The organism is Salinicola halophilus, assembly GCF_003206155.1.
Lineage (GTDB): Bacteria > Pseudomonadota > Gammaproteobacteria > Pseudomonadales > Halomonadaceae > Salinicola > Salinicola halophilus.
In genome coordinates this window covers 1426351-1439333 of record NZ_PZJV01000001.1, presented here as the reverse complement: position 1 = coordinate 1439333, position 12983 = coordinate 1426351, and the positions used below count along the sequence as shown (strand labels likewise).

The 12983-nt window shown below is 65.8% G+C and carries 11 protein-coding genes; 9 read left to right on the top strand and 2 right to left on the bottom strand.

What is annotated here, in order from left to right:
- Positions 1–81 precede the first annotated feature (81 nt).
- Entirely contained in the window at positions 82–294 is a 213-nt protein-coding gene (gene rpmE / locus DOM33_RS06470; protein WP_110666883.1) for a 50S ribosomal protein L31, read from the top strand.
- A 271-nt stretch (positions 295–565) separates the two neighbouring features.
- Positions 566–1834 (top strand): malic enzyme-like NAD(P)-binding protein, encoded by a 1269-nt coding sequence (locus tag DOM33_RS06465; protein ID WP_110666881.1) that lies wholly within the window; start codon positions 566–568, stop codon positions 1832–1834.
- A gap of 120 nt (positions 1835–1954) precedes the next feature.
- Here the strand turns inward: DOM33_RS06465 and DOM33_RS06460 are convergent, their stop codons facing one another.
- Together DOM33_RS06460 and DOM33_RS06455 are read right to left on the bottom strand one after the other, a co-directional pair.
- Complete coding sequence (locus tag DOM33_RS06460) at positions 1955–2701, bottom strand: DUF481 domain-containing protein (RefSeq protein WP_110666879.1); 747 nt, start codon at positions 2699–2701, stop codon at positions 1955–1957.
- Positions 2702–2786: 85 nt separating this feature from the next.
- Positions 2787–5309 (bottom strand): penicillin-binding protein 1A, encoded by a 2523-nt coding sequence (locus DOM33_RS06455; RefSeq protein ID WP_110666876.1) that lies wholly within the window; start codon positions 5307–5309, stop codon positions 2787–2789.
- A 258-nt stretch (positions 5310–5567) separates the two neighbouring features.
- Here DOM33_RS06455 and pilM point away from each other — a divergent pair, with 258 nt between their 5' ends.
- From pilM to aroB, 7 genes are all read left to right on the top strand, one after another.
- Positions 5568–6623 carry a type IV pilus assembly protein PilM gene (gene pilM / locus DOM33_RS06450; protein WP_110667594.1) on the top strand — a complete coding sequence of 352 codons (1056 nt, stop codon included), beginning with the start codon at positions 5568–5570 and terminating at the stop codon, positions 6621–6623.
- Positions 6620–7315, top strand: a complete 696-nt coding sequence (locus DOM33_RS06445) for a PilN domain-containing protein (RefSeq protein WP_239495277.1) — start codon at positions 6620–6622, stop codon at positions 7313–7315. The genes pilM and DOM33_RS06445 overlap by 4 nt, the downstream gene beginning before the upstream one ends.
- Positions 7312–7992, top strand: coding sequence for a type IV pilus inner membrane component PilO (locus DOM33_RS06440; RefSeq protein WP_110666874.1), 681 nt, complete (start codon positions 7312–7314; stop codon positions 7990–7992). Before DOM33_RS06445 ends, DOM33_RS06440 begins: the two co-directional genes overlap by 4 nt.
- A complete protein-coding gene (locus DOM33_RS06435; protein WP_110666872.1) occupies positions 7992–8540 on the top strand; it encodes a pilus assembly protein PilP in 549 nt (182 codons plus the stop codon). Before DOM33_RS06440 ends, DOM33_RS06435 begins: the two co-directional genes overlap by 1 nt.
- Before the next feature lie 11 nt (positions 8541–8551).
- Positions 8552–10744, top strand: a complete 2193-nt coding sequence (locus DOM33_RS06430; protein ID WP_110666870.1) for a type IV pilus secretin PilQ — start codon at positions 8552–8554, stop codon at positions 10742–10744.
- Entirely contained in the window at positions 10744–11304 is a 561-nt protein-coding gene (aroK, locus tag DOM33_RS06425; protein WP_110666868.1) for a shikimate kinase AroK, read from the top strand. Before DOM33_RS06430 ends, aroK begins: the two co-directional genes overlap by 1 nt.
- 64 nt (positions 11305–11368) lie before the next feature.
- Positions 11369–12454: a 3-dehydroquinate synthase gene (gene aroB / locus DOM33_RS06420; protein ID WP_110666866.1), complete on the top strand. Its 1086-nt coding sequence runs from the start codon at positions 11369–11371 to the stop codon at positions 12452–12454.
- The last annotated feature ends 529 nt before the right edge of the window (positions 12455–12983 follow it).

The window sequence follows — 12983 nt, the reverse complement described above, 5'->3', positions numbered from 1 at the left end:
GAGTTAACCGCTACTTCCTAATCCGTGTACGGTGCCTGGCAGACGATCAGGTGGCGGTACACCGCAAAGCGAGGCTTCACGATGAAACAGGCTATCCATCCTGAGTACAACAAAGTCACGGCGACCTGTTCCTGTGGCGCGACCCACTCGGTCGGCACCACGGCGAACCACGGCTTCGATCTCGACGTCTGCTCGCAGTGCCACCCGTTCTACACCGGCAAGCAGAAGCAGGCGACCACTGGTGGCCGCGTCGAGCGCTTCAACAAGCGCTTCGGTGCCGTTCGCAGCAACTGAGCCTGACTATCGACGCCATCGAGCGTCGATCGGAAAGCCCGCCATCATGGCGGGCTTTTTTGTGCCCGTCGTTCGGCGTGGCATCTCTAGCGAGCGGCAGCGATAAGCAAAGCGTTATGCTCGAGAAGACATGTATAAGTGTTGCCAAATGGCTCCAAAAGTTTCAAACGGGCGATTAAAAATCGTTAAAAGCGAACAAGTCGTAAGATTGTGAGGGTAGGGGTTTTTCTATAGGCTTGGTCGCACTTCTGCCCAATACGGACATCATCAAATGAGTGACGACAAGCGACAGGCGGCGCTCGACTACCACGCCAAGCCGATCCCCGGAAAACTCTCGGTGGAGATCACCAAGCCCACGGAAACCGCCAAGCACCTCGCCCTGGCCTACAGCCCGGGCGTGGCCGAACCGTGCCGCGAAATCGCCGCCGATCCGGAAAACGCCTATCGCTACACCGGCAAGGGCAATCTCGTCGCCGTCGTATCCGACGGCAGCGCCATTCTGGGGCTGGGTAATCTCGGGCCGCTGGCGAGCAAGCCGGTAATGGAAGGCAAGGGGGTGTTGTTCAAGCGTTTCGCCGGCATCAACGCCGTCGACATCGAAGTCGAAGCAGACTCCCCGCAGGCCTTCATCGATACCGTGGCGAACATCGCCAACACCTGGGGCGGTATCAATCTCGAGGACATCAAGGCGCCGGAGTGCTTCGAGATCGAAGCCGCGTTGAAGTCGCGCTGCAATATCCCGGTCTTTCACGACGATCAGCACGGCACGGCGATCGTCACCGCCGCGGGGCTGCTCAACGCGCTGGACATTGCCGGTAAACGGCTGGAGTCGGCGCGCATCGTCTGCCTGGGGGCGGGCTCGGCGGCGATCGCCTGCATGAAGCTACTGATCGAGTGCGGTGCTCGCGCCGAGAATCTCTACATGCTCGACCGCAAGGGCGTGATTCACAGCGGTCGCGACGACCTCAACGACTACAAGGCCCAGTTCGCCACGGCGACCGAGCTGCGCACGTTGGATGACGCCATCGACGGCGCCGACGTTTTCGTCGGCCTCTCGGGGCCGGATCTGCTCTCGCCGGAGCAGCTCAAGACGATGGCGGCCAACCCGATCGTCTTCGCCTGCTCCAATCCGGATCCGGAGATTCACCCGGATCTCGCCCACCAGACCCGCGACGACGTGATCATGGGCACTGGACGCTCCGACTATCCCAACCAGGTCAACAACGTCCTCGGCTTTCCGTTCATCTTCCGCGGAGCGCTGGACGTTCGCGCCTCCGCGATCAACGAAGCGATGAAGATCGCCGCGGTCCACGCGCTCAAGGACATCGCGCGGGAGTCGGTGACCCAAGAGGTGCTCGACGCCTACGAGCTGAACTCGCTCGAGTTCGGACGCGGCTACATCATCCCCACGCCGGTGGATTCACGCCTGCTCGAGCGCATTCCGGCGGCGGTCGCCCAGGCAGCGGTGGAAACCGGTGTGGCGACCAAGCCTTATCCGGCGCACTACCCGCTGAAAAGCGTCGACGAGATCTACGGCTAGCGCCGAGCGTCTCGCCCAGCGCCACGCAAACGACGCTGCCGCCCCGAGGGGCGGCAGCGTCGTTTTACGTTGGGGGGACAAGACGATATCGATCAGCGCGCATCGATCAGCGTCGTTCGCTCACCAGCTGTAGAGCACCGAGACCGACGTCGTGGTGTCGGTGCGGGCGGAGGCGTCCGGCGGCGGGTGCGTGTTGCTCTTGACGTCGTAGGCGACGCGCAGGGCGAGGTGCGAGTTGAGCTGAGAGGTGATGGTCGACAGCGATCGGGTGGTCACGCTGATATGGGTCGCTTCCGCGGACATCTCCTGCTCGAAGGAGATGTCGTCGCTGAAGTTGTAGGTATAGTCCAGCGCGGCGTAGGCCAGCGGCAGGTTGTCGCTGCCGCCTTCGGCGTAAGCGTCGTGACGATAGCCGGGGCCGGCTTCCGCCGACAGCGTATGCGTCGGGCCGGTCAGCAGCTGGCGGCCGTAGCCGGCGATGGTCGTGAGCTGCGAGTCATAGCCGCTGAAGCGGTCGCGCTCCCAGCGGGCAAAGCCGAACAGATAGTTGTCGTCGGCGAGCTCGTAGCGCTCGCGGGCCGCGGCGAGGTAGCGCTCGGAGGTCGTGTCGTCGTGGTCCTGAACGCTTCGCGTCTCGGCGCGGAAGGTGTGCGTGAACCGTCCCGTGAGCCAGGTCAGGCGGCCCCGTGCGAGCAGCGTCTGGGTTTCGGTGTTGCCGGTCAGCCGGGTATAGCCGAGCTCCGCACTGCCGCTGAAGTTAGGGGCGTCGTCATCCGGGGCCGGTGGTGCATAGAAAAGATCGGCAGGGGCGGATACCGATAGCAGACAGCCGGACAGGAGCAGCCATCGACAGCGGGGCAGGGGCATGACGTCTCTCTCGGCGTGGCAACGGTCGGTAGCCTGGATAGATGAGTGAACCCCGCCCGAGGCGTCGTGCCCCGGGCGGAAACCGCTAGAAAATCGCTTCGTAGGTCCCGGTGCCCTGGGAGCCGCTTTCGTCCTCGAGCTCGGGGCGCATGCTGCGGGGCTGATAGGCCGGAATGTTGTCGCGGCGGAAGATCTCGCTGATGCCACCGGGCTGATCGTCGTGGAGCCGCTTGCCGCTATCCGGGTCGATGCGCACGCTGACGATGCTCTCCGGACGCGGCGGCACGGACTCCGGCGTTCCTTCGAGTGCCGGGCCCATGAATCCCTTCCAGATCGGCAGCGCGGCCTGGGCACCGTACTCGGCGGTCGTGGTGTTGTCGTCCTTGCCCACCCAGACGGTCGTCACCAGCGAGTCGTTGAAACCCGAGAACCAGGCGTCGCGCTGGTCGTTGGTGGTACCCGTCTTGCCGACGATATCGCCACGGTCGAGGGAGAGCGCGGCGCGGCCGGTGCCGCGTTCGATCACGTCTCGCAGAATGCTGCGCAGGATGTAGAGCGCATCCTCGTCGACCACGCGGGGTGCCACGCGCCGGGGTTCGCCGTCGACCTCGGTCCGGGTGGCGTCCGGGGCGCAGTCGCGACACGCCACCACCGGGTTGGCCTCTTCGACCACAGTGTTCTGGCTGCCCTGGGTGATCTGCTGGATGTACCACGGCGAGACCTGGAAACCGCCGTTGGCGAGCACCGCGTAGGCGTTGGCGATCTCCAGCGGCGTCAGTGAGGCGCTGCCCAGCGCGAGTGACAGCCCGTGGGGCAGACGATCCCGAGAGAAGCCGAAGCGCTCGAGGAAATCGAGCGCGCGGTCGAGCCCCAGCGACTGCAGCACGCGGATCGTCACCAGGTTGCGCGAGGTGTAGAGACCGACGCGAAGCCGTGTGGGCCCCTGGAAGCGCTGTTCGGCGTTCTCCGGGCGCCAGTCCTCGCCGCTGTACTGTGACATGACGATGGGGGCGTCGTTGATGATCGTCGCCGCCGTCATGCCGCCTTCCTGGAGGGCGGCGAGATAGACGAACGGCTTGAAGTTGGAGCCGACCTGACGCTGGGCCTGGATCGCCCGGTTGAACTTGCTGGCGGCGAAGCTGAAACCGCCTTGCAGCGCCTCGATCGCCCCGGTCTTGGGGTCGAGCACGACGATCGCCCCCTCGGCGCCCGGGCGCTGAGACAGCCGCCACTGATCGCCATCCTGGATGATGCGGACCAGATCACCCCGATCGGCGATGGCAGCGGCGTTGGCCGGTTCGCCGCCACGCCATTTGGCGCTCTTGTACTCGCGCGCCCAGCTCAAGCCGTCCCAGCCGAGCGTGATGACGTCGCCGTCGGCGTCGAGGACGCGCATCTCGCGGCCATCCGTCCCGATGACGATCGCCGGGTGCAGCGGGCCGAAGTCCGGCGTGCGCTCGAGCACCTTGAGCCAGTTGCTCACGTCACCGTCGACGCCTTCGATCGTCGCCTGGCTGCTCTGTGCGGCCTGTCGCGCGGTCTGGATGACCTCCGGCGATTCCGAGAGCTCCTCCTCGAGACCCTGGCGCTCGGTGCGGTCCTGGGCTTCGACCAGGCTCGGCGGTACGTCCTGCTCCTCCGCACCGCGCCACCCGTGGCGGGTGTCGTAATCGATCAAGCCCTGTACCAGCGCATCGCGCGCCAGGGTCTGGCGGCGGCTGTCGAGCGTCGTGGTAATGCGCACGTTGTCGGTATAGGCCTTGTCACCGAAGCGCTCGACCGCGTAGGCGCGCGCCATTTCGGCGACATAGGGCGCGTCGACTTCGGCCTGAGCGATGTGTCGGCTGGCCGTGATGGGGGCCTTGACCGCCTCGTCGTAGCTCGCCTGATCGATGGAGCCGAGCTCGCGCATGCGATAGAGGATCCAGTTGCGCCGAATCAGCGCGCGTTCCGGGTTCGCCAGCGGGTTGAAGTTCGAGGGCGCCTTGGGCAGCCCAGCGATCATCGCGAACTGCGGCAGGGTAAGTTCGCTCAGCGGTTTGCCGTAATAGGTGTTGGCCGCCGCCGCCACGCCGTAGGAGCGATGCCCCAGATAGATCTTGTTGACGTAGAGCTCGAGGATCTGGTCCTTGTCGAGAATCTGCTCCATCTGCAGCGCCAGCAGGATCTCGCGAATCTTGCGGGTGAAGGTCTGATCGAGCGTCAGCAGGTAGTTACGGGCGACCTGCATGGTGATGGTGCTGCCCCCGGACTGGATATCGCCCGAGGAGGCGAGTTCGACCGCGGCACGGGCGAGTCCCTTGGGGTCGACGCCGGGGTGCGTGAAGAAGCTCGCATCCTCGGCGGCCAGCAGGGCGTCGATCAGCGGCTTGGGAATTTCATCGAAACTCACCGGCAGGCGACGTTCTTCCCCGTACTCGCCGATCAGCTTGTCGTCCTCGGTGTAGATCCGAAGCGGCGTCTGCAGCTCGTAGTTCTGCAGCTGATGGACGTCGGGAAGCCCGGGCGCGAAGTAGAGCGCGGCGCCGACGACCGCCAGCACGGCGCCGGTACCCAGCGAGACGATCAGCCAGAACACGGTCGTGAGTAGGCGGGTGAAGAGCTTCATGGTTAGCGCGTGATTCCTTGGCTGGTGGCGATCCGGCCGTGGGTGGGCGTGGCCGCGGGTGAGCGCGCGTCGCCGCGTCGACGCTCGGGGTAACAAAAACTGCGGGCATTATATGGACGCGACACAGCCGGGGCCAGTTTCACAGAGCGCGCTTCCTGCAAGTTACGTGGAATAACGGTAACGAAACGTCTCAAGTCGATCCCGGTGTGGCCGTTATAAGACCTCAGGTTTCCCGGGCCGTGACGAGGTACGACAGTGCTGCGCTTGAAAAGGTCCCCGAAAGGGCTGGTGGGAGTCGACATCACTTCCGCCACCGTCAAGCTGCTGGAGCTCGAGCGGCAGGGCGACAGTTTTCGCATCGACAGCTACGCCGTCCGGCCGCTGAGCGAAGGGGCCGTCATCGAGCGTCGAATTCGTGACCGCGCCGAAGTCGTCGACACCCTCAATCGGGCCCTGGAGCACGCGAGTCTCAAATCCCGTCAGGCGGTGGTCGCGGTGCCGAACTCGGCCGCCATTACCCGCACACTGACGCTGCCCGCTTCGCTCAGCGACGACGACATCGAAGCGCGAATCCAGATGGAGTCCGAGAAGTACGTGCCGTTTCCGCTCAATGAAGTGGCGTTCGACTTTCAGCGGCTGGGCTCGCGCGGGCGCTACGACGATCAGCAGGAAGTGCTGCTGGTCGCCTGTCGCATGCAGGACATCGAAACCCTCACCGCGACGCTGGAAGAGGCCGGTCTCGAGGTGGTGGCGGTGGATGTCGAGGGGTTCGCTCTCGAGCGAGTCTGGCAGGAAATCGCGACCCAGATCGACGTGCCCGGCGACGATGCCACGGCGCTGGTGGACATCGGCGCCAACCTCTGCGCCTTCAACGTCTTGAAGGGCGGTCGCATCGTCTACAGTCGCGACAATCTCTGCGGCGGGCGTCAGCTGACCGATGCGATCAGCAAGCGCTACGCCATGAGCTTCGAGGAGGCCGGGCGCGCCAAGAAGCGCGGCGGTCTCCCCGAGGAGTATCAGCAGCGGGTGCTGATGCCCTTCATCGATACCCTGATTCAGCACATCGGTCGTTCGCTACAGCTTTACTACACCGCGGCGGGGCAGGAGGAGATCCGTCATCTCGTCCTCGCCGGCGGGTCGAGCGCCCTGCCGGGCTTCGCCGAACGGCTCCGGGCCCAGAGCGGGCTCGAGTCGATTCTCGCCAATCCCTTCGCCAACATGCGCGTGGGCGCCGGAGTCGACCGCGGCGCACTCACCGCCGATGCGCCGGCGATGCTCACCGCCTGCGGTCTCGCCATGCGGGGGCCTCGATGAAGACGCTGGACAGGCCGGCCGATCGGCAGGCAGATCGTTCACGAGGCGACGACCCATCGGCGTCGGAGGAAGCGCTCTTCGGCACCGCGCACACCGCAAACGGTGACGGGCGTACACGACAGGCGGGTATCTCCATCAACCTGATGCCGTGGCGGGAGCGGCGTCGCGAACGGCGAACGCGTCGCTTCAAGCAAGCGTTGGTCCTCACGCTCCTGCTGGGGCTGCTGGTCGGCTGGGGTGTCGCTCAGCACGAGCAGGCACTGCTGCGGGCGCAGCAGGCGAGAATCGCGATGATCGAGCGCCACACCCAGTCCCTCAGTCGTGACATCGAGGCGGTGCGAGACTTTCGCCGCCTGCGGGAGCGCATGCTTTCGCAGATCGAGCTGATCACGCAGCTCCAGGCCAGCCGGCCGCTCACCGTTCGCGTTTTCGATCAGCTCGCCGCGACGCTGGTCGACGGCGTCGTCTACACCGAGCTCGATCGACGCGAGCAGACGCTCGAGATCGGCGGCATCGCCAGCGCCAACCGGCAGGTCTCGGCACAGATGCGCGCGCTGGCGCAGAGCGACGTGTTCGCTACGCCGCTGCTCTCCGACGTCCAGTCCGGCGACGGCCCGAACGCCCCCAAGCAGTTCCACATGAGCGTCGACGAACGCACCGCGAGTGACGCACCGGCGGAGGTGACGCCATGAGCCGACTCGGACGGAGCGCCGCGCTTACGCGCCTTCGCCACGGTGTGGGAGAGCAGTGGCGGCAGCTGCGTCAGACGCCGTGGCGCGAGCTGGATATCAAGGAGGCGGGGAGTTGGCCGGCGCTGCTGCAGGGGCTCGTGGCGTTCGGGATATTCGCCCTTGCCGTCTGGGCCACGCAGTGGCTGCTCGCCTCGGGGCCGCGAGAGGCTCACGCCCGCCTGGCACGCGACGAGGTTCAGGCGCTGGAACGTTTCGAGACGCTCTCCTATCAGGCGGTCAACCTGCCCGACATGCGCGCGCAGCGGGACGAGCTGAGCGTGCGCATGAATCATGCGCTGGAGATGCTGCCCTCGGACGCCGAGGTGCCGGCGTTGCTCGACGCCATCAGCGACGCCGCCCGCGAGCAGCAGCTCGACATCGACAGTATCAAGCTTCGCCCGGCCGTGGCGCAGACGTTCTATTACGAGCAGCCGTTCGATATTCAGGTCCAGGGCAGCTATCACGCGATCGCCGCGTTCCTGGCCGAGGTGGCGGCGATGCCGCGGATCGTCACGCTTCACGACTTCACGCTCAGTGTCCAGGGCGACCGCCTGAGTCTGGTCATGCTCGCCAAGACCTACCGGTATCGCGACGCCGATTCGGCTGTCGCGGCCGACACGGCAAAAGGATCGGCATGATGCGTGCGCGACGTCTGACCCTCGCTCTCGGGGCCGTGCTGGCACTCGGCGGCTGCGCGGACGCGGACCTCGGCGCGCTCGAAGCGCACCTCGAGTCGCTACGCCACACGCCCAAGGGCGCGATCGCCGAACTGCCCGAGATGCCGACCTTCGAGGCGGTCGGCTATGCCCAGCGTGCACGGCGCAGTCCCTTCGTGGCCGACGTCGCCGCGCCACAGGAGAGCGTGGCGCCATCTTCGCCGCTGCCGGATGCCGGACGGACGAGCGAGCCGCTCGAGGCGTTCGATCTCGACAGTCTCGAGCTGGTGGGCACGCTGAGCGTCGGCGCGCGGGACTCGGGGCTGGTGAGAGCGCCGGACGGCCGCGTGCACCGTCTGTTCACCGGGGATCATCTCGGGCGGGACTACGGCACGATCGTCGCTATCGGCGAGCGTGAGCTGACGCTGGTCGAAAGCGTGCGGGGTGCCCAGGGCGAGTGGGTCGAACGGACGCGTCAGCTGGCAATGACATCACGCGACACCGACGGTCAGGCCGACGGCAATCGATAGAGGACGAATCGATGACAGCTATACGTTTTTGCATCGCCTGGCTGCTGGCGACCGCGCTCGGGTGTGGGGCATCGCTGGCGCTGGCCGCGCCGACCCTGACGGCGATGACGTTCACCGATCGCAGCGGTCAGGGGCTCGATGTCGGTCTCGACTTCGTCGGGGGCGTACCCGATATTCGCGGTTATCGTACCGAGGCGCCGCCCCGGCTGGTTCTCGATCTGACCGAGACGCGTAACGGTCTCGCCGAGCCGCGGTTCGCGGTGGGCAGCGGTGGCGTCGATTCGGTGCGCGTGCTGGGGGCCGGTTCGCGCACGCGCTTGGTCTTCGAGCTCGAATCCGCCAGTGACTATCGTCTCGAGGAAGGCGAGAACGGCGTGACCGTCCATATCGGCGGCGTGTCTCCGGAGGCGGCGCAGCGCCGCGATACTGCTGTCGATGACGGGCCGTCGTCGTTTCTGGCGGCGGCCGCGACCGGGAACGCGAGCGAGCACTCCGTATCGACGCCTAACACGCCCGTTGGCGGCCTCAACACGGGCGAGCCCCGCGTCGGTTCGATCGACTTTCGCCGTGGCGATGACGGCGTGGGGCGGCTCGTGCTGGGGCTCGACCGTTCCGGCGTCGCTGCCGAAGTGAGCGGGCGCGGCCAGGAGATCACCCTGACGCTGCCGGGCGTCACGCTACCCGACGAGCAGTATCAGACGCTCGACGTCAGCGACTTCGGCACCCCGGTTCAACGTATCGTGCCGCGACGTCAGGCAGGCGGTGTCAGCTTCGATATCCGCGCCACGGAGGACGTCGAGCCGCTGGTCACGCAGAACGGGCGCACCCTGAGCGTCGAGCTGGCGCCCGCCGGCAGCATCCGCCGCCCCCAGCAGGAGGCGGGTCCGAGCTATTCGGGGCAGCGCATCACTCTCGATTTTCAGGACATCGCGGTACGCGACGTGCTCTCCATCATCGCCGAGGTCTCGGGGCTCAACGTGGTCGCAAGCGATAGCGTACAGGGCAGCGTCACCCTCAATCTGGTCGACGTGCCTTGGGATCAGGCCCTCGATCTGGTGCTGCAGAGTCGCGGTCTGGCCGCCAGACGTAACGGTGACGTGATGATGGTCGCGCCGGCCGGCGAGCTTGCCAGCCTGCAGCGTCAGACGCTGGAGAGTCGCGAACAGTCCGAGCAGCTGGCGCCGCTGGCCACCGAATTCCTGCAGATCCGCTACGCCAAGGCCGAGACGCTGGCGGCGCTTCTGCGCGGCGGCGAAGGGGTAGGTCTGATGTCGGAGCGCGGGCGCGCCACGGTCGATCCGCGCACCAATACGCTGATCCTGCAGGACACCCGCGAGCAGCTGGAAGCGATCCGCCGCACCATCGATCAGCTCGACGTGCCGGTGAAGCAGGTGCAGATCGAGGCGCGCATCGTCATCGCGCGCGACAGCGCGGCTCGCGAACTGGGCGTGAATTGGGGATTGACGCCACAAACGAGTAGTGGCCGTCTCAATTACACCGGTCGTGATTCGACTGGAAACGCCTATGCGCCTGGCGGTTCTAACTATATTGGCGCTGCTGACGGTAATCCCACGACAGTGCCCACGACATCTGACGATCCGAGTTCTTACGGTGGCGGGCTGGCGGTGGATCTGGGCAATACGGTCAATCCGGCCAGCGCTTTCAGCTTCGGCTATCTCTCCGGCGACGTGCTGATCGACCTCGAGCTCAGAGCGCTTGAGAGCGAGGGCAAGAGCCAGACCATCTCCCAGCCCAAGGTGATCACCGCCAATCAGCGCACCGCGGTGATCAAGCAGGGCCAGGAGGTGCCGTATCAGGAAGCCTCCTCGAGCGGGGCGACGACCACCGAGTTCAAGGAGGCGGTGCTGTCGCTGGAGGTGACGCCGCAGATCACCCCGGACGATCGCATCATCATGGATCTGCGCATCAACAACGATGACATTTCCGATACGCGATTCGACGGCGCGCCGGCGATCGACACCAACGAAATCCAGACGCAGGTGCTGGTGGATAACGGCGAAACCGTGGTGCTCGGCGGCATCCTCACCTCCGAGCAGCTGCGCACGCTGTTCAAGACGCCCTGGCTCGGCGATCTGCCGCTGATCGGCAATCTGTTCCGCTATACCCAGGAAAGCAACGAAAAGGTAGAATTGCTGGTATTCATCACGCCCAAGATCATCGAGGACGGACTGGCCATTCGCTGATGCGCTCGCTCCCCAATCTTTTCCTGGTCGGCCCCATGGGGGCTGGCAAAAGCACCATCGGCCGCCTTCTGGCGGCCGAATTGCAGCGCGACTTCCTGGATAGCGACCATCAGATCGAGGCGCGATGCGGGGCGAACATCCCGTGGATTTTCGACGTCGAGGGCGAATCGGGCTTTCGCGACCGTGAGACCTCGATGCTCGACGAGCTGAGCCGGCGCCACGACATCGTCATGGCAACGGGCGGCGGCGCCATCATGCGTAAGGCCAATCGGGCGCTGCTGCGTGAGCGCGGCACCGTGGTCTACCTCGCCACCACCGTGGAACAGCAGATCCGCCGCACCGCGCGGGATCGCAACCGTCCGCTCCTGCAGAACGCCAATCCCGAGCAGGTGCTGCGCGATCTCTTCGCCATTCGCGACCCGCTCTACCGGGAGACGGCGGACCTGGTCATCCGCACCGACCGCCGCAGCCCGCGCAGCGTGGTCGCCGATATCGTTCGCCGCGCGGCACGGCTCAACGAGCCACTCGCGGCCAAGGCGACGCTCTACCACTCGAGGTAATTCGTTGATGTCATCCGCACCCTTGCCTTCCTCGGCCCCGCGATCCGCGACCACGCCATCCGCGATGGCGTTGACCGTGTCGCTGGGCGAGCGCAGCTATCCCATTCACATTGGCGCCGGCCTGCTTGCCGACCGTGAGCGGCTACACGCGCATCTCGCCGGGCGCCAGGTGATGATCGTTACCAACGAGACCGTCGCGCCGCATTATCTCGAAACGCTCAAGGCTACCCTTGCCGACGGCGAACTCGACGTGCGCGAGGTGATTCTCCCCGACGGCGAGGCGACCAAGACCGTCGCCTCGGTCGAGCGGATCTGGGATGCGCTGCTGGCGGCGGGGTTCAATCGCCGCTGCACGTTGATCGCCCTCGGCGGCGGCGTGATCGGCGACATGGCCGGTTTTGCGGCGGCGAGCTATCAGCGCGGTGTCGCCTTCATTCAGGTGCCGACCACGCTGCTGTCGCAGGTCGACTCATCCGTGGGCGGCAAGACGGGCGTCAACCATGCCCGCGGCAAGAACATGATCGGTGCCTTCTGGCAGCCGAAGGCGGTGATCGTCGATACCGCGACCCTGGCGACGCTGCCGCCGCGAGAGTTCTCCGCCGGTCTGGCGGAGGTCGTGAAATACGGCTTCATTCGCGACCCCGAATTTCTCGTCTGGCTCGAAGGTCACGTCACCGCGCTGCGCGCGCTCGACGACGACGCGATCGCCCACGCCATCAAGCGCAGCTGCGAGATCAAGGCGGAGATCGTCGCCGAGGACGAAACCGAGCAGGGCGTACGCGCGCTGCTGAATCTCGGGCATACCTTCGGCCACGCCATCGAGGCGCATCAGGGCTACGGCAACTGGCTGCATGGCGAGGCGGTCGGCGCCGGCATGATGATGGCGGCCCGGCTCTCCGAGAGGCGCGGCTGGCTCGGCAGCGACGACGTGTCTCGCGTCGAGGCGCTGCTCGGCGCCGCCGGCCTGCCCGTCGTGGCGCCGGCCAACATGACGGTGGAGGACTTCCTGGCGCGCATGCGCCTGGACAAGAAGAACGTCGATGCCCGCCTGCGGCTGATCCTTCTCGAATCGCTCGGCCACGCCGTCATTCGCGACGACACCTCGAGCGAGATGCTCGAATCGCTGATTCGCGACTTCCCCCGCGACTAACGCCCTGCGCGAGTCTTTCGGCGACTGCGTCCTGCGGTCGCCGGCGCCGTTGCCCCTCGCCCGGTGCTTCACGCTTCGCCCCCTTACGTCACCCGCCTGACATTGGCGCCTCCGCGCAGCCGCCTTTGTGGCAACCGCCGTGCGCGCTTCGTCTCCGACTCCTCGACCGTCATGTTTCGCGAGCACCGTCGCGGTTCGCAAAACCACGTCCATGCCCATGCTTATGCCCACGACTACGACCACGGGCTGCGTGAGTCTGCGATTGGTATGCTCCATGTCGTATCGGCATGGGGGCGAGGCCGTAGACGGGCGATAATCGACAATGATTAGACCTTCGTCTAATACCCTGACTTAAGCGCTTGAGATGGCAGGTAATTTTACTGAAGCTTCGGATAAGTATCCGATTTGCAATGGAAATGCCGTGCCGGTCAGGGCGGGTGGCGATTGCGCCGGCGCAGTGTACTGGCTATTCTGGCCGGCCTTTTCGCGAATCGATGCGACGGGAATAGAGCGCGTTCCAGCGTCGAGA